The sequence below is a fragment of the Singulisphaera chitinilytica genome (assembly GCF_049331405.1).
GTDB lineage: Bacteria > Planctomycetota > Planctomycetia > Isosphaerales > Isosphaeraceae > PoT.
In genome coordinates, this window is record NZ_CP186274.1 from 5735683 (window position 1) to 5752962 (window position 17280).

12 protein-coding genes and 1 pseudogene are annotated in these 17280 nt (G+C 67.2%); 8 read left to right on the forward strand and 5 right to left on the reverse strand.

What is annotated here, in order from left to right; all coding sequences use genetic code 11:
* The first annotated feature begins 200 nt into the window (after nt 1–200).
* From ACOYYX_RS22775 to ACOYYX_RS22795, 5 genes are all read left to right on the forward strand, one after another.
* Nucleotides 201–2618 (forward strand): PSD1 and planctomycete cytochrome C domain-containing protein, encoded by a 2418-nt coding sequence (locus ACOYYX_RS22775; protein WP_422923989.1) that lies wholly within the window; start codon nt 201–203, stop codon nt 2616–2618.
* Between the two features lie 5 nt (nt 2619–2623).
* A complete protein-coding gene (locus ACOYYX_RS22780) occupies nt 2624–4072 on the forward strand; it encodes a DUF1501 domain-containing protein (RefSeq protein WP_422923991.1) in 1449 nt (482 codons plus the stop codon).
* A 289-nt stretch (nt 4073–4361) separates the two neighbouring features.
* Nucleotides 4362–7145: a PSD1 and planctomycete cytochrome C domain-containing protein gene (locus ACOYYX_RS22785; protein WP_422923993.1), complete on the forward strand. Its 2784-nt coding sequence runs from the start codon at nt 4362–4364 to the stop codon at nt 7143–7145.
* Between the two features lie 52 nt (nt 7146–7197).
* On the forward strand, nt 7198–8715 hold the full coding sequence (locus ACOYYX_RS22790) for a DUF1501 domain-containing protein (protein WP_422923995.1): 1518 nt from the start codon (nt 7198–7200) through the stop codon (nt 8713–8715).
* Nucleotides 8716–8909: 194 nt separating this feature from the next.
* On the forward strand, nt 8910–9524 hold the full coding sequence (locus ACOYYX_RS22795) for a YdeI/OmpD-associated family protein (RefSeq protein WP_422923996.1): 615 nt from the start codon (nt 8910–8912) through the stop codon (nt 9522–9524).
* Between the two features lie 156 nt (nt 9525–9680).
* Here ACOYYX_RS22795 and ACOYYX_RS22800 read toward each other — a convergent pair whose 3' ends face one another.
* On the reverse strand, nt 9681–9989 hold the full coding sequence (locus ACOYYX_RS22800) for a hypothetical protein (RefSeq protein WP_422923998.1): 309 nt from the start codon (nt 9987–9989) through the stop codon (nt 9681–9683).
* A gap of 503 nt (nt 9990–10492) precedes the next feature.
* Here ACOYYX_RS22800 and ACOYYX_RS22805 point away from each other — a divergent pair.
* The 3 genes from ACOYYX_RS22805 (at nt 10493) to ACOYYX_RS22815 (ending at nt 12380) form a co-directional block, all read left to right on the forward strand.
* Nucleotides 10493–10900: a cytochrome c gene (locus ACOYYX_RS22805; protein ID WP_422924000.1), complete on the forward strand. Its 408-nt coding sequence runs from the start codon at nt 10493–10495 to the stop codon at nt 10898–10900.
* A 114-nt stretch (nt 10901–11014) separates the two neighbouring features.
* On the forward strand, nt 11015–11548 hold the full coding sequence (locus ACOYYX_RS22810; RefSeq protein WP_422924002.1) for a carboxymuconolactone decarboxylase family protein: 534 nt from the start codon (nt 11015–11017) through the stop codon (nt 11546–11548).
* Nucleotides 11541–12380 (forward strand): mycofactocin-coupled SDR family oxidoreductase, encoded by an 840-nt coding sequence (locus ACOYYX_RS22815; protein WP_422924004.1) that lies wholly within the window; start codon nt 11541–11543, stop codon nt 12378–12380. The genes ACOYYX_RS22810 and ACOYYX_RS22815 overlap by 8 nt, the downstream gene beginning before the upstream one ends.
* Nucleotides 12381–12389: 9 nt before the next feature.
* Here ACOYYX_RS22815 and ACOYYX_RS22820 read toward each other — a convergent pair whose 3' ends face one another.
* From ACOYYX_RS22820 to ACOYYX_RS22835, 4 genes and pseudogenes are all read right to left on the reverse strand, one after another.
* Nucleotides 12390–15248, reverse strand: a complete 2859-nt coding sequence (locus tag ACOYYX_RS22820) for a sigma-70 family RNA polymerase sigma factor (RefSeq protein WP_422924006.1) — start codon at nt 15246–15248, stop codon at nt 12390–12392.
* Nucleotides 15249–15555: 307 nt separating this feature from the next.
* Nucleotides 15556–15738, reverse strand: a complete 183-nt coding sequence (locus tag ACOYYX_RS22825; RefSeq protein WP_422924008.1) for a hypothetical protein — start codon at nt 15736–15738, stop codon at nt 15556–15558.
* Nucleotides 15739–15897: 159 nt separating this feature from the next.
* Nucleotides 15898–16467, reverse strand: a complete 570-nt coding sequence (locus ACOYYX_RS22830) for a Gfo/Idh/MocA family oxidoreductase (RefSeq protein WP_422931656.1) — start codon at nt 16465–16467, stop codon at nt 15898–15900.
* Nucleotides 16463–17161 (reverse strand): annotated as a pseudogene (locus ACOYYX_RS22835) (Gfo/Idh/MocA family protein); the annotation flags it as partial. The gene ACOYYX_RS22830 and the pseudogene ACOYYX_RS22835, both read right to left, overlap by 5 nt.
* Nucleotides 17162–17280 lie beyond the last annotated feature (119 nt).

A 17280-nucleotide genomic window follows, 5' to 3' on the forward strand; every position in this document is an offset into this window, starting at 1 on the left:
AAGCATCGACGGCCAATCAAAGCAGGGGACTTGTCGGGAGGGACATCCCCTCAATCGAAAAATCAACGCCCAGGACGGCAGCCGGCGGGGGATGGAGCCACGGGAATAGGCTCTCATTTGCGAAAAAGCTCGACGCGAAGGGTCTTGCGGGCGAAGATTGTAGAAGAGACCCGCCCCCCCTTGCCCGTCGAGACGGCTCGATGGGCACGAAACTGGATCTGAGGATGTCGAGCATGACCGCCGGCCGAATTCCAGGCGGATCGGGCCTCTGGAGCGCGACCCTGCTCGTCGCGCTCGGCCTCTGGGCCGCCCAGGCCCGAGGCGACGAGGCTCCCCCCGTCTCGTTCAACCGCGACGTGCGCCCGATCCTGTCGCAGCACTGCTTCCGCTGCCACGGGCCGGACGCCGGGAGCCGCAAGGCCAAGCTCCGGCTCGACATCGCCGACGACGCCAAGACCCTCCTGGAGAGCGGCGCGGCCGCGATCGTCCCCGGCAACCTCGACGAAAGCGAGTTGATCGCCCGGGTCATCAGCGACGACGCCACCGAGATCATGCCCCCGCCCGAGGCGGGCAAGCCTCTCACCCCCGACGAGGTGGAGACCCTCAAGCACTGGGTCTCCCAGGGGGCGAAATGGGACGAACACTGGTCCCTCGTGCCGCCGAAGCGCCCTTCATTGCCGACGGTGAAGGACACCTCCTGGCCCGGCAATGCGATCGACCGATTCATCCTGGCGAGGCTCGAGGCCGAACGCGTGGCCCCCTCTCCCGAGGCCGATCGGACCACGCTGATCCGCCGGCTCTCGCTCGACCTGCTCGGCCTCCCGCCCGAGCCCGAGGAGGTCGACGCCTTCCTCGCCGATCCTCGCCCCGACGCCTACGAGCGTCTCGTCGACCGCATGCTCGCCTCGCCCCACTACGGCGAGAAGATGGCGGTCGGCTGGCTCGACCTCGTGCGGTTCGCCGATACCGTCGGGTATCACTCCGACGTCAACCGCTCGATCACGCTCTATCGCGACTACGTGATCAAGTCTTTCAATGAAGACTTGCCGTTCGACCGATTCACGGTCGAGCAGCTCGCCGGGGACCTGCTCCCGGATCCGACCCCCTGGCAGAAGGTCGCCTCGGCCTACAACATGCTCGGCCTGACCACCGAGGAAGGCGGGGCCCAGGCGAAGGAGTACCTGGCACGCTACGCCGCAGACCGGGTCCGCAACGCCGGCTCCGTCTGGATGGGGGCGACGCTCGCCTGCGCCGAGTGCCACGACCACAAGTACGACCCCTATTCCACCCGCGATTTCTACGCCTTCTCGGCCTTCTTCGCCGACCTCCAGCAGCCGGGGGTCGGCACCCCCAAGCCGACGCTGGAGATGCCCTCGCCCGAGCAAATCGCAAGGAGATCCAGGCTCGCCGCCGAGGTCCACACGCAAGAGGCCGGGCTCAAGGCGGCAAGCTCCCCGGAGGATAAAGCCAGGGCCGAGAAGCGGCTCAAGGCGAGCAAGGCGGCCCTCGCCAAATTCGAAGGTTCGATCCGACGCACGATCGTCGCCGTTCCCGGCCCCCCTCGGATCACCCGAGTTTTGCATCGGGGCGACTGGATGGACGAGACCGGCGAGGTCGTCGAGCCGTCCACGCCGCATTTCATGAAGGCCCCGGATCGGCCCAAGGGCCAGCGTGCCAGCCGGCTCGACCTGGCCCGGTGGCTCGTCTCCTCCGAGCACCCCCAGACCGGCCGCGTCGTCGTCAATCGGCTCTGGAAGACGTACTTCGGCTCGGGGCTCTCGGAGTCGCTCGAGGACCTCGGCTCGCAAGGGGAGTGGCCCACGAACCTGGAGTTGCTCGACTGGCTGGCCGTCGAGCTTCGCGAAGGGGGCTGGGGGATCAAGCCGATCGTCCGGCTCATGGTCACCTCAAAGGCGTATCGCCAGTCGTCGCAGCCTCGCGAGGAGCTGGCCAACGTCGATCCGGCCAACCGGCTCTACGCGAGGCAGACGTCATTCCGGCTCCCGGCCGAGACGATCCGGGACGGGGCCCTCGCCGCGGCCGGGATCCTCGTCAATCGGGTCGGCGGCGAGAGCGTTCGGCCCTATCAGCCCGAGGGATACTGGCGGTTCCTCAACTTCCCCCCGCGCAATTACACCCCGAGCGTCGGCCCCGATCAGTATCGCCGAGGCCTCTACATCCACTGGCAGCGCACCCTGCTGCACCCCCGCCTGCTCGCCTTCGACGCCCCCAGCCGCGAGATGTGCACGGCCAACCGGCCGACCTCGAACACCCCGCAGGCCGCCCTCGCGCTTTTGAACGACCCGAGCGAGGTCGAGGCCGCCCGCGCCCTCGCCACCAAGGCCCTCAAGGAAGGCCCGGCCGATGACGAGGGACGCCTGGGCTGGATCTGGCGTCGGGTCCTCTCCCGCCCTCCGGTCCCTTCGGAGCGGGCCGTACTGTCGGCGCTCCTGGCCAAGCACCGGGGCGAGTACCGGGCCGACCGCGAGGCCGCTAAGCAACTCCTGGCGATCGGCCTGATCCCGGCCGATCCCGCGCTCGATGCCGCCGACCTCGCCGCCTGGACGTCGGTCGTCCGGGTGATCCTGAACCTCGACGAGACGATCACGAGAGACTGACTCCCATGAACGAACGCGAATCCGGAGCCCACCTGCTCCACCGCCGCGCCTTCCTGGGTCGGACCTCGACCGGGATCGGCTCGGCCGCATTGGCGTCGCTCCTCGGCCCGAGCCTCATGGCGGAGGCGGTCGGGAGCCCCTCGACCGTCGACGGGGCCCTCGGACGGCTCCACATCCCGGCGAAGGCGAAGCGGGTCATCTTCCTGTACATGGCGGGGGGGCCCTCGCAGTTCGAGACGTTCGACCACAAGCCGAAGCTCGCCGCGCTCGACGGCCAGCCGATGCCCGACTCATTCACCAAGGGGCAGCCGATCGCGCAGCTCCAGGACCAAGCGCTCAAGGTCCTCCGCCCCCTCACCACCTTCCGCAAGTATGGCGAGTCGGGGCAGGAGATCAGCGATTATCTGCCCCACATCGCCCGGCACGCCGACGACCTCTGCATCATCCGCTCGATGCACACGGACCAGATCAACCACGACCCGGCGCACACCGTCATGAACACGGGGACGGCCATCCAGGGCCGACCCAGCATGGGCTCGTGGCTGACCTACGGGCTCGGCAGCGAGTGCGCTAACCTGCCAGGCTTCGTGGTCATGACCTCCGACACGCCCGGCGGCCGGAGCCCGCAGCCGATCTCCACCCGACAGTGGCACAGCGGCTTCCTCCCCGGCCAGTACCAGGGGATCGAGTTCCGCGCGGGGGGCAGCCCCGTCTCGTACCTGAATCGACCCGCGGGCATCTCCGAGGGCCGCCAGCGCGACACCCTCGACGCCGTCGTCTCGCTCAATCGCGTGCGAGACCGCGCCGTGCATCACCCCGAGATCGAGGCGAGGATCCAGCAGTATGAGATGGCCTTCCGGATGCAGGCGAGCGTCCCCGAGCTGATGGACATCTCCGGCGAGTCGGCCGAGACCCGCGCACTGTACGGGGTCGAGCGGGCCGACGGCTCCTTCGCGGCCAATTGCCTCTTGGCCCGCCGCCTGGCCGAGCGCGGGGTCCGCTTCATCCAGCTTTACCACCGCGACTGGGACCACCACGGCGACCTCCAGCATTACATGGATCTCTGCTGCGGCCAGACCGACCGAGCCACGTCGGCCCTCCTGACCGACCTCAAGCGGCGCGGGATGCTGGATGACACGCTCGTGGTCTGGAGCGGAGAGTTCGGGCGCACCCCGATGTTCCAGGGCAAGGGCAAGGACCCCGGCCGCGACCACCACATGCGAGCCTTCTCGATGTGGCTCGCAGGCGGCGGCATCAAGGGAGGCATCACCCACGGGGCCACCGACGAGCTCGGCTACCACGCCGTCGAGTCTCCGGTCCACGTCCACGACCTCCACGCCACCCTCCTCCACCTCCTCGGCGTCGACCACAAGCGCCTGACCTACCGCTACCAGGGGCGCGACTTCCGCCTCACCGACGTGGAAGGGAATATCGTCAACGAGATTCTGGCGTGAGCAATCTATCACTTTGTGAAATCTTCCCAGGCTCATCGAATGCTGACGTGATGCAAGGTCTCTCGAATCAGCGGGCTTGAATTGCAACGCCCGCCCCATTTTCGAGGTTACTTTCCGGGGCGGACGTTGTATCTTTGTTGAATCGGAGGGACTCAAGGTGCGGCCGGAGGATCGGCAGAGCCGCCTGGAGCGACCTCCTCGATGTCGGCATCAAGCTCGACCCCACCGCCGGCCCGACCTTGCATCGCATCAAGGGATGGCATCCGCTCAACGAGGGGCAGCGCCACTCATGAGAGACCTCACTCCAACCTGGAGCCTCACGCTCGTTCTCCTGGCCCTCTCCGGGCAGAGTAGCGAGGCCGCCAAGCCCGTCGACTACCTGCGTCAGGTCAAGCCGGTCCTGAAGGAGCGCTGCCTGGCCTGCCACGGGGCCCTCAAGCAGAAGGCGGGCCTGCGGCTCGATACGGGCGAGGCGATCCGGCGCGGGGGGGACGGCGGGCCTGCCGCGGAGCCGGGGAATGTCGACGAGAGCCTCCTCATCGAGCGCATCGTCGAGAAGACCCCGGCACAGCGGATGCCCCCCGAAGGAGCCCCTCTCTCGGCCGAGCAGGTCGCGACGCTGCGGGCCTGGGTCGAGCAAGGGGCCAGATCCCCCGAAGGGGAGACCCCCGAGGCCGACCCCAAGCAGCATTGGTCCTTCCAGAAGCCGGAGCGTCCGGCCGTCCCCGAAGCCAGCAACTCGCGGCCCGATTGGGCCCGGAACCCGATCGACGAGTTCATCGCCAGGGAGCAGGCCAGGCGAGGGGTCACCCCCCTGCCCGCCGCGAGCCCACAGGTCCTGCTGCGGAGGGTCTATCTCGACCTGACCGGGCTGCCCCCGACTCGCGACGAGTTGCGACAGTTCCTCGCGGATCCGTCGGAGGCGGCCTATGCGAAGGTCGTTGACCGCCTGCTCGACAGCCCCGCGCACGGCGAGCGCTGGGCCCGGCACTGGATGGACGTCTGGAGGTATAGCGACTGGTACGGCCGCCGCTCGGTCCCCGACGTCACCAACAGCTACGCCCAGATCTGGCGATGGCGCGACTGGATCGTGAGGTCGCTCAACGAGGACAAGGGGTACGACCGCATGGTCCAGGAGATGCTCGCGGCCGACGAGCTCGCCCCGGCGGATGTGGATGGGTTCGCCGCCACCGGGTTCCTGGTCCGCAACTTCTATCGCTGGAACTATAACTCGTGGATGAAGGACAACGTCGAACACACCGCCAAGGCCTTCCTCGGGCTCACGGTCAATTGCGCCCATTGCCACGACCATAAATATGACCCAATCACGCAGGAGGATTACTTCCGCCTCCGCGCCTGCTTCGAGCCCCTGGAACTCCGCCACGAGCGCGTCGCCGGGGAGCCCGACCCCGGCATCTTCCCCAAATATGATTATGGCAAGAATTATCCACCCATCACCTCGGGGATGGTGCGGATCTTCGACGAGAAGCTCGACGCCCAGACGTTCCTCTACACGAGGGGCGAGTCGCGCAACGTCGTCCCCGGCCGCCCGCCGATCCCCGCCGGCGCCCCGGCCTTCCTCGACCGAAATGCCACGATGCGGGTCGAGCCGATCAATCTCCCGGCCGAGATCTATTACCCCGGCCTGCAACCCGTCCGGCAACGAGAGGCCCTCGACCATGAGACCGCGGCCGTGGCGACGACGGGGACGGCCCTGAAGGGCTCGGCAAAAGCGCTGGCCGTCGCGTCGAAGGCGTGGCTCTCCCGGCTCCCCAAGGCTCAAGGAGACGCCGACTGGCGGACCGCCTGGATCACGTTCCGGGCCGACCTCGCCCAGGCCATGAACGCAAGGTCCCAGCGCGCGGCCATCGCCGCCAGGATCGACGCCGACAACGTGCGCTATGGACGTATCCCGGGTGATGCCGCGGGGCTCGCGAAGGCGGCGTCGAAGGCCGAGCGGCTGGCGGCGATCATCAAAGCCACGGCCGACCTCGCCGTCGCCGGGAAGGCTCGCGAGGTGGTGAGCCGGAAGGCGAAGGCCGACCCGAAGGCCGCACCCGAGGTCGCCGCGGCGGAGGCCTCGCGGGCGAAGGCGAAGAAGGACCTGGAGGCGGCCAGCGCGGCCCTGCCAAAGGAAACGGACGCGTACACGTCGTTCGGCCCGGCCTTCCCCTCGCAGAGCACGGGGAGGCGCCTGGCCCTGGCCCGCTGGATCACCGACCGGGAGAACCCGCTCGCGGCGAGGGTCGCAGCCAACCACATCTGGCGCTGGCATTTCGGGACGCCGCTCGTCGCCACGACCCAGGATTTCGGCCGCAACGGCAAGGCCCCCACGCATCCCGAATTGCTCGACTGGCTCGCCGTCGAGCTGATGGCCCCGACGACCTCGAACGCCCCGGCCTGGTCGATGAAGGCCCTGCACCGCCTGATCGTCATGAGCTCGGCATACCGGCTCGCCTCCGCCTCGGGACCTGCGCCACGCGAGAACCTCGCCGCCGACCCCGAGAACCAGGCGTACTGGAAATTCCCCGCCGCCCGGATGGAGGCCGAGGTCGTCCGCGACAGCATGCTCCAGGCGGCCGGCGAGCTCGACCCGACGGTCGGAGGCCCGGATATCGACTTCGCCCAGGGGCTGGCCTCGCGGCGGCGGAGCCTCTACTTCACCCACCACGGCGAGGCGAGGATGCCCTTCCTCGAGCTCTTCGACGCCGCCGACGCCGGCGAGTGCTATCGGAGGACCACGACCGTCGTCCCCCAGCAGGCCCTCGCCCTGACGAACAACGAGTGGCTCCTGGGCCTGAGCCAGAAGCTCTCGGCGCGACTCTGGGACGAGGCGAAAAGCCCCGAGCCCTCCGACCGCACCCGCGAGTTCATCGCCCACGCCTTCGAGCAGGTGCTCGCCCGGGGGCCGTCGAGCCTCGAGAGCGACCTCTCTTCGGGCTTCCTCAGGCGCCAGGTCGCGCTCCTCGAGCAGAGCGGGCCGGCGGCCGAGAAGGCCCAGGCCCCGGCGAAGGCCAGGCGCGACTTCATCCACGCCCTCTTCAGCCACAATGATTTCGTGACGATCCGCTGAGGCGTTCCCGGCCCCCTTCGACCCCGAGCCGAGCGACGGAGCATCGACCGACATGGCCAGACGAAACCCCGCAGCGCGTCGCGAGAGCTTCGGCCCCCCCTGCGGTCGGATCCACCGCCGGACCTTCCTCTCCGACGTCGGCTTCGGCCTCACGGGCCTGGCGCTCGGCTCGATGCTCGGGCGCGACGGGATCGTCCGGGCCGATGCGACCCAGGACGCCCCGATCGCCGGGCCGACGGGCATGCCGCACTTCGACCCCAAGACGAAGAGCGTGATCTGGATCTTCCTCTCCGGCGGCGTGAGCCACATGGAGACCTGGGATCCCAAGCCGGCCCTGAACCGGCTCGCCGGCAAGACCTACGCGACGACCGGCCTGGCCAACCCGCTCGACGCCCCCGAGTTCCGCGAGCGGTCGAGGGCTGTGGTCGGCGGCGAGCGTCGGCACGCCGAGATCTTCCCGCTCCAGGTCGGGTTCAAGAAGCACGGGCAGTCCGGGATCGAGATCAGCGACTGGTGGCCGCACCTGGCGGGCTGCGTCGACGACATCTCCTTCGTCCGCTCCATGTACACGACCGACAACGACCACGCAGCCGAATTCCAGATGCACCACGGCCGGCACAAGCTCGACGAGAAGCAGCCGGTCATCGGCTCCTGGATCAACTACGGGCTCGGGACCCTGAACGAGAACCTCCCCCAGTTCGTCTTCCTCGGCCAGTACAAGGACAACCGGGTCAAGGAGAACTTCTCGGCCGACTACCTCGGCCCCCGCTTCGGCGGCGTCGAGCTGGCCCTCGACCCCAAGAACCCCCTCCCCTTCGGCACGAGGCCCCGCGACCTCATCGCCGAAGAACAGCGCAACGAGTTCGAGTTCGTCGGGGAGCTGAACCGGCTCGCCGCCGTCGAGTACCCCGACGACGAGACCCTCCGAGCCCGGATCAAGTCGTACGAGCTCGCCTTCCGCATGCAAGGCTCCGTCCCCGAGGTCCTGAACCTCGACGAGGAGCCGGCCTCGACTCAGCAACTTTACGGGATCGACCAGGAGACGACCGCCGTCTACGGCCGCCGCCTGCTCGCCGCCAGGCGCCTGGTCGAGCGCGGGGTCCGGTTCGTGCTTGTCTACCTCAGCGACTACGGCGAGTGGGACTCGCACCAGCAGCTCCGCGACCTGCACGCGAAGTCGTGCGGCCGGGTCGACCGCCCGATCGCCGGTTTGCTCAAGGACCTGAAGCGGCGGGGCCTCACCGACGAGACGACGGTCGTCTGCTGCACCGAGTTCGGCCGCACCCCCGGGCTGGAAATCCCGCTCGGCACGAAGGCCGGGGCGATGGGTCGCGACCACCACCCGCACGGCTTCACCGTCTGGTTCGCCGGCGCAGGGATCAAGCCGGGGCACGTCCACGGGGCCACCGACGAGCTCGGCTTCCACGCCGTCGAGAACCCGCACTACGTCACCGACATCCACGCGACGCTGCTCCACCTCATGGGTCTCGACCCCCACCGCCTCGACATCCCCGGGCGGAAGCGGCTCGAGATCGACTACGGCCAGCCGATCCACGGGATCCTGGCCTGATAAGGGCATCAGGCCCCCTTGCGCAGTCGCATCCAGAAGAATCGACGCGAAAATCGGTGAGATCCCGGCGCGATCATGCCGATTCTCAAGAAAGAAGCGGCGGGCGAGATCGCCGGCCCAGACCCGATTTTGGCGGTCCGTCACTCCCGATGGATGCTCGACGGAGAGCCATCCGAGATCCGGAGCGTAGTCCCATGGGGCAGCAAGACCCTCGCGTCGACGCCTACATCGAGAAGTCGCCCGAGTTCGCCAGGCCGATCCTGACCTATCTCCGCGAGGTCATCCACACCGCCTGCCCCGAGGTGGAGGAGACCATGAAGTGGAGCCGGCCCCATTTCCAGTATCGGGGCATGCTCTGCGGGATCTCCTCGTTCAAGCACCACTGCGCATTCGGCTTCTGGAAAGGCTCCCTCGTCGTCGAGTCGGCCGCCACCGCGGACGAGGATGACAAGAGCATGGGCCAGTTCGGCAAGCTCGCGCAGCTCTCCGACCTCCCCTCGAAGAAGGTCCTGACCGGCTACATCAAGAAGGCGATGAAGCTCAATGATGACGGGGTCAAATCCCCGGCTCGATCCGCCCCCAAGGTGCCCAAACCAGAGGTGGCTATCCCCGAGGCTCTGACGCTCGCCCTCGCGAAGAACGAGGCGGCGCAGGCCTATTTCGCGAAGCTCAGCCCGAGCCACAGGCGCGAATACATCGACTGGATCAACGAGGCCAAGACCGAAGGGACCCGCTCGAAACGCCTGAATACGACGCTCGAGTGGCTGGCCGAGGGGAAGTCGAGGAACTGGAAATACTCGAACTGCTGAGAGATGAGACAGGGATGGGAGAGGCAGCGGCTTCGGCTCGATCCTGTCGTCGGATCAGGCCGAGGGGACCTCGGGCGATCGGAACACCGTCTTCGACCACCCGCCTTCGATTCCGTCAGCCATCCGCGATGACGCGAGCTCACGCCCCGGCCTCGATCAATGTTCGAGGTTGCTGTAGAGGGGCTTGTTGAGGCTCACGAGCGACCCGTGCAAGGCCGGCGTGGTGCGCGGGGCCGACGGGGCCAACTGCGTGCGGGCGACCTCGAGGTCGGCGACGAGCCGGCGGCGCTGACGGGTGGCGTAGAACGAGCCGACGATCAGGAAGGTTTCGACCAGGCCGACCGCGGGCAGGACCTTCATCAAGGCTGTCGCGGTGCCCAGGGACGGGGTGGCCAGCGCACTCGCCAAGAGCGGGAATGCGAAGATCAGCCCCAGGAAAACCCGTGCGACCCATCGATTCTGCATGGTGGTGCCTACTCTTTTTCGCTGGATGGACCTCCTGTCCTAACACTATAGAGCAACTCGGCGATTTGGCTCTGAGGAACAAGCCTACGTCACATAGGTAGACAAAGGAAGAAAAAAAGGAAAATCCGACAAATTTTATTTAAAAAGAATCAAGGCGCACAGTTAGGCTAACTTGCCATGAAGTTAGGATGCGTTCCCTTCCTCGATCGTCCCCGGCCGCTCGGGCGGGTCGAGTCTTATAAGAGCCATTCGACGCCTATCCGCCCCATCCACCTCCGAGCTCGTCATCGACAAACGCTTTCATGGGCCGGCCTGGATTGATCCCCGGCCTCGGGCCAGAGGGCCGGCCTGGTCAACGTAAGTCATCGTGAAATCCGGCGGATCGGACGGCCGACCTCCTTTGGAAATCCCGGAATTATGCACTATCATGTGGTCCCCCCCACCTCGGACGTTGGGACGTTCGATATGCGGCGACGCATGCACTCTTTGTTGGAGACGTGTGGATGTTGACGAAGAAGATGGCGCTGTTGGCAGGACCGGTCCTCCTCCTCTCAGCGGCGTTCGCGTCCGGCGCCGGCGATGAGCCCGCGTCGATCAAGGACGTGATGAAGCTCGTCAAAGGGCCCAAGGCGCCGATCGCGCAGGTGAAGACCAAGCTGGCCGAGGCTTCGCCCGACTGGGCGGGACTCGAGAAGCTCTCCAAGGAATTCGTGGACCTCACGGCCGACCTCGGCAAGAACGAGCCCCCCAAGGGGAGCGCCGAGTCCTGGAAGAAGCTGACCGACGCTTACTACGGCTACGCCAAGGACCTCGACAAGGCGGCCAAGGCGAAGGACAAGGCGGCGGCCGAGGCGGCCCACAAGAAGCTCTCCACCTCTTGCAAGTCCTGCCACTCCGTCCACAAGGGTTGATCCCTCCCTCCCGCTGACGATAGCGTGTGAAGTCGATCCGAAGCCGGCGAAGCACCCCGGGCTCATCGCCAAGGAGCCGCTTCGCCGGCCCGCTCGTTCACGGAGGCTCCGCCGATGGCACGCATCAGGCCTTTGGAGAAGGACGACGGACCCGAGCCTCGCGCCGAGATCGAGGCGCTCGAGGCCAGCTACGGCCGGGCGACGAACATGAAGCGGACCCTCGCGAGGTCCCCCGTCGCCTTGCGGGCCCTGATGCAGTGGTATGACCTGAAGGCCGAGGCCCAGCGCTTCCTGGGCGAGCGCCCCACGCTCGTCTTCGTCCACGCCATCTCGGCCGAGACCGACTGCCTGATCTGCTCGACCTTCTTTCGACGGATCCTAATCGACGCCGGGGAGGATCCGGATTCCCTCGCCCTCGACCCTCGCGAGGAGATCCTCGTCGCCTTCGGTCGGCAGCTCGTGAAGGCCCCGAACGAGGTCTCCGACGCCCTCTACGAGTCGCTCGCGAGCTTCCTCGACCCCGAGCAGATCGTCACGCTCACGACCTTCGGCGCCCTGATGATCGCGACGAACGTCTTCAACAACGCCCTCCGCGTCGACCTCGACGACTACCTCTTCACCTACCGCAAGGGGGCCGAGCATGCCTGACCCCGCACAGGGCTCGACGCCCCCCAGCACGACGGGACTCCGGGGTAAGGTCGCTCTGATCACGGGCGCGGCGCACGGCCAGGGGCGGGCCTCGGCGCTGGCCCTGGCTCGCGAAGGCGTGCATGTCGCGGCCATCGACGTCGCCAAGCCGCTCGACTACCCCGGCTACGGCATGGGGACGTCCCGCGACCTGGAGACGCTCGCCGAGGCCGTCCGCGCCCTCGGGGTCGAGTGCCTCACGTTCGCCGCCGACGTCCGCGACGACGCGGCGATCACCGCGGCCGTGGCGACCACGATCGAACGCCTCGGCAAGGTCGACATCCTCTTCAACAACGCCGGCATCTGCGGCTACGGCCTGGCCCACGAGCTGACGGAAGAGGCCTGGGACGCGATGATCGACATCAACCTGAAGGGCCCCTGGATCGTCGGCCGCCGCGTCATCCCGCACATGATCGCGCAGAAATCCGGCGTGATCCTGAACAACTCGTCGATCGCGGGCCTGCGCGGGATGGGACGGCTCGGGCATTATGCGGCGTCGAAGTGGGGGCTGACCGGCCTCTCGAAGTCGTGGGCGATCGAGCTGGCCCCGCACGGCATCCGCGTCGTCTCCTTGCACCCGACGGGGGTCAACACGCCGATGAACGACGGCCTGGCCGAGCTCGAAGGGGCGACCCCTCGCGAGATCGCCGAGCGATCGGCCGGGAACCTCCTGCCCGTCCCCTGGATCGAGCCCGAGGATGTCGCCAACGCCGTCGTCTTCCTCGCCTCCGACCAGGCCCGGTTCATCACCGGGTCGGAGTTCGTCATCGACGCGGGCCTTCTCACCCGTTGATCCGAGGCCTCAAGGCTCCCTGTACTTCGAGACCCGCAGGTCTCCCAGGTCGTGCTCCGGGCCTGATTTCAAGGTGCGGGCGTCGATCGTTACCTCGGTGTCCCTGTCCGCGATCAGGCGGAATTCGCAGCCGGGGAGCAAGGCATCAAGGCGGAAATGGCCGTCTTCGTCCGTCTTCTGATTGCGGACGGGGTAGTATTCCTTCCAGGACATCGACGACTCGCGGCGGTACTCGCCCTCCAGCGAGACGCCGGCCTGCGGCTTGCCTGCGGCATCGACCAGCCTCCCCTTGACCTTGACGACTGCCTGCATATGAACAGTTACGGAGCGGCGAGGTTCCTCCGGCACCGGAACCTCGCCGATCAAGCCTTTCTCCCGATGCTGGACCAGCAGCGCCCGAGGCCGCCTGGGGTTGAAGGCCAGCACGAGGAACTCGCCGTTCTGCAACGGTTCGCCATATCCAGCGCCGGGCGTGGTGTTGATGACTCCGAAGCCTTGCGCACCGAGGAGCGGGTTGCCGTCGGGCCCAACGACCTTGCCCGAGAAGCTCCAGCCCGGGTCGAGAGTCAGGTCCTTCTTGCCCGTTTCGGCATCTTTGGGGATGTCGATCGGGGCGATTGCGTCATGGTTGCCGGGGAACGAGATGACGTAAGGCGCGGTGTTGTAGTAGTTCGGTTCCCTGGCGCCGAACTCGTCGTCCCGCTCCGGGGCTGACAGGTAGCCGTCCTTCCGGGAAATCACGACGAGCCCCGGGCCCGGCAGGCCGACGACGCGATAGGAACCATCTTCGCAGGACTGAGGCCAGCCTCCTAGCATGAACGTGCCCTCATAGCCGGGATGGTCTCGCAAGCTCGGGTTGTTTCTCCTCGAGAAGTATTCGACATAGGCCCGCACCGGCCCGCCCGTCGCCTTATCGGTGATCTTCCCTTCGATCCAGATCCCTCGCTTCAACTCGAGGTCGAACGTGACCGGGTCGAGGCCGACGGTATCCGGCACCTGCCTCCAGACGGACAGATAAGGTTGGTCGCCACTCGCGATGATCACGATCTTGTTGTCGACGCCCTTGGGCAGGCCGGTGAGCCGGTAACGCCCCTGGGCATCGGTCGTCGTCTGGGTAATGTCGAGGCCGTGAATGGGGTCATTCGCGAGCTTGTAGCTCTGGATCGTGAACCCGACCAGGGGGGCCTTCGTGTCCCGGTCGCGGACCACGCCGACGACCGGCTTGGTCGGGCTGGCCGAGTGCCGGAAATCGGCCCCGTAGTAACGCATCGCGGGCCCCTCGCGGGCGGGGAGTTCGAGCGTCTGCCCGGCTCGCGTCATGACATGCAGATACTGGCTGGCGATCGTCGGGCCGTCGAGCAGCACCGTGGCGAGGCGATCGTTGCCGATGCCGTCGAGGCGGAAGCGCCCTTCGGCATTGGTGACGGTCCGCCGCACGGGCGCGATCGTGATCCGCGAGAGGTACTCCTGCTCGAGTCGATATCGGTCTCCCTGCTTCGCCCGGGTCGCCTCGATCCAGGGGCCTAGGTTTTCCTCGGGAGACGCATTGATCTGCATGAGCCGGAGCGACGCGCCGGCGACCGGACGCCCTTCGAGGTCGACGACCTGCCCGGTGATCGGCACGTCATCCTTCACGAGCGGGATCATGAGGTCATCTCGCCGATCTTTGAGGAGCACTCTCACCCAGCCGGCCCCGAAGCCGGGCGCCTCGGCCGCGACGACGAGGCCCCAGCCCTGATACTTCGAATCGTTGAGGTCGAACGCGAACGCCCCGTCCTTCCCCGTCGTCGCCATGACGGACGACGGATACGGCTGTTTGAGGTAGCCCGACGCCGGCGTGACGTAGAGCGACGCCCCCGCCATGGGTTGACGGTCGGGCCCGACGACCTTACCCCGGAAGCTGAGTTTCCAGGGAGTTTCCGCCTTCGCGGCCTTGGGCTCATCCTGAAGAGCAGCCAACGCCAATCGAGGCCGCGGTTGGCTCTCGGGTCGTCGTGATGAGCCGCCACCCTGAACCGCCGCCGATGCCCCCCACGCCAGCAACCCGGCCCCGAGCAAGACAGCTGAGGCCAGCTTGAGCTTCGGGATCAGAAGGCCCCTGAGAACCTCCCGGATCCAGGTTCGAGCCGACGCCGAGACACCTGCGGCCACAAGCGGGTTCCCGGCGACCGCAAGCCGGACGACGGCCTCGCCCCAGGCTGGGAGCACGACCGCCTCCGGGACGCGGAGGAGGGCCGCGGCGAGCATCCCTTCCTCACAGACCAGCCCCCGGCGGGTCAATCGGGCCTTGAGCCGGGTCCGGGCCTCCCTCAGCCGGCGCTGGAGGGTCCGCTCGCTCACGCGCAGTTCCCCGGCGGCCAGGGCCTGCGAGACGTGCTCGAGATCGCAGAGGATCAAGGGGCGCTGGAACTTCTCGGGCAGCCGGGCGATCTCCTCGTGAAGCGCCCGCATCGATTCGTCCGTGGCCGGATCGACCGCAGGCGACGCCACCGGGAGAGAGCCGGCCAGCAGCCCCGCCTTGCGCTCGCAATCGCGCCGACGGGCCGCGCTGGCATTGGCTCGCAAGGCCACGCGGAAGGCCACCTGATGGAGCCAGGGGCCGAGCGCGACCGGGCCTCGCAATGAGCCCGACTTCTTGACGAGGATCAGGAAGGCCGCCTGGAACGCGTCCTCGGCGTCGTTAGGGTCCTTGAGGACCCCTCGGCAGGCGCTCAGGACCATCGGCCCGTGCCGGGCGACCAGGGCCTCGAACGCCGAGGCGTCGTGGCTCGCGACGAAGCGCTCGAGCAGTTGGGCGTCGGAGTAACCCGCGACGGCCCCATCCGACCAGAGGCGGCCGATCTGCCGCAGTGCGATTCCAAGCGTCACGATGGCCCGCCTCCCGTTCGACTCCGATCGTTTCGTTTCGTCGCCACACCCTTTGAAAGACATGGTCGACGCCCCTCCCGCCATATATTTTCGGGAGACCGACCGGATCGCCGGGCGTGATTGTAAGCCCGGACTTCCGCGAGCCCCAGGCGCAAACGAACGGCGGCGCCCCGAGAGCCTGCAGAGCAAGTCTCGACGCGCCGCCGTTCGGGGACACGGACACACGGGATGAGGCCGATTCGATACTGCGGGGCCGGAGCCCCTCTCGGATGGATGAATTGCGTCCCGATGACGAAGACAATCGCGATCAGTCGGAAGAGGCGACCGCTTCACCCTGGAACCACGTATTGAGGAACCTGGCGATGAACCCGACCGACGCCACGGTCATCACCAGGTCATAGCTCAAGTAACCCCAGCTCATGCCGAGCTTGACGAGGATGACGAGGAACGCGAGCCAGGCCACGACGACGACCGCGAGTAAGTCCTTCATGGGATTCGCTCCTGCTTGCTGCTGGATAAGACCGGGCCGTCGTGAATGTCGCGGCCTCTCGTCAGACTTATCCGCAAACGGGAGCGATACGGACTCACAAGCTCCTCAGAATCTTTCGAGGCTCCGTGAAACGGCTCACGTGCCGATCCGAGCCTGGCCTCAGGCGGGCGCGTGGCCTCGCGTCGTGTCCTTCCCCGCGACGGCCGGCAGGTCGATGGTCCGACCTTCCCTCGCGGCGCGATAGATGGCCTCGATGATCCGCAGATCCTGGAGCCCCTCCTGGCCGGGGGTGTGGGGACGCTCTCCCTTGGCGACGCGCTCGGCCATGTGGTCCATCTCGAGCGCGAAGTGATTTTTCTCGGCGAGCCGGATCTCGGCGGTCTGCTCGGTCTCCCCCCTGGCCAGCGAGGTCTTCAGCCTCAGCCCGTGGTAGGCGAAGGCCGGGTCGAGGTCGATCCAGCCCCGCTCGGCCAGCACCCGGCAACGCCTCGACTCGTGGGCCGAATAAAAACTCTGGCAGATGGCCAGCACGCCGGACGGGAACCAGAGCTGGAAGCTGATGCGATCCTCCACCTCCTTGAACCGCGGGTCGTTGGGGTCGGTGAGGATCTGGGCGGAGACCTGGATCGGCTCCTCCCCCGTGATGTAGCGCGAGGCGTTCAGGCAGGTAGATGCCGACGTCGGGCAACGAGCCGCCCCCGGCCAGTGCCTTCTTGTGCCGCCACTGATCGACCCGCCCCTGGTTTTGCCCGTTCGAGGCCTCGATCATGCGGAGCGGCCCGAACTCGCCCGAGCGGGCCAGGCGGATCAACTCGCGGTTGAACGGCTCGTACTGGCAGCGATAGGCGATCATCAGGAGCCGCTCGGCCTTCTCGCAGGCCGAGATCATCTCCTCGCACTCGGCCGACGTGTTCGCCATCGGCTTCTCGCAGAGCACATGCTTGCCGGCCTTCGCCGCCCTGGCTGTGTACTCCATGTGCATGCTATTCGGCAGGATGATGTAGACGACATCCACGGCCGGGTCGTCGGCCAACCGATCGAAGGTCTTGTAGTCGTAGATATGGTCGCGCGAGATCCCGTACTGCGTCGCGACTTTCTCGGCCTTGGCCCTGTCGCCGCTCACGAGAGCCGTCGGGCGGGCGAACTTGCACTGGCCGAACGCCGGCAGGACCTCACCCAGCGCCAATTCTCCCAGGCCGACGATCGCGAAGCCGAGCCGCTTGTCGGGCGGGAGCGGCGCCGGCAGCGGGCCGGCCTGCATCTCGGTCTTCGCCTTCATCGAGGGGATCTCGACCGGCGCCTCCAAGCCCTTCGCAATTCCCTGCGCCGCTACCACCGTGACGGCCCCCGCCGCCAGGAACTCGCGCCGCGTGGCCCCTCGCCTCGGGTCGAGGCCTTCGGGCGATGTCTCCGTCGTTGGCATTCTCAGACCTCCTGAATCCAGCCACCCTCAACATCAGGATATTTCAGAAGATTGATCCATACGCAAACTCAATGCCGCCTCAGCTTGGCATCGGAATCGCAAGTGTCGGCTTTTCCATG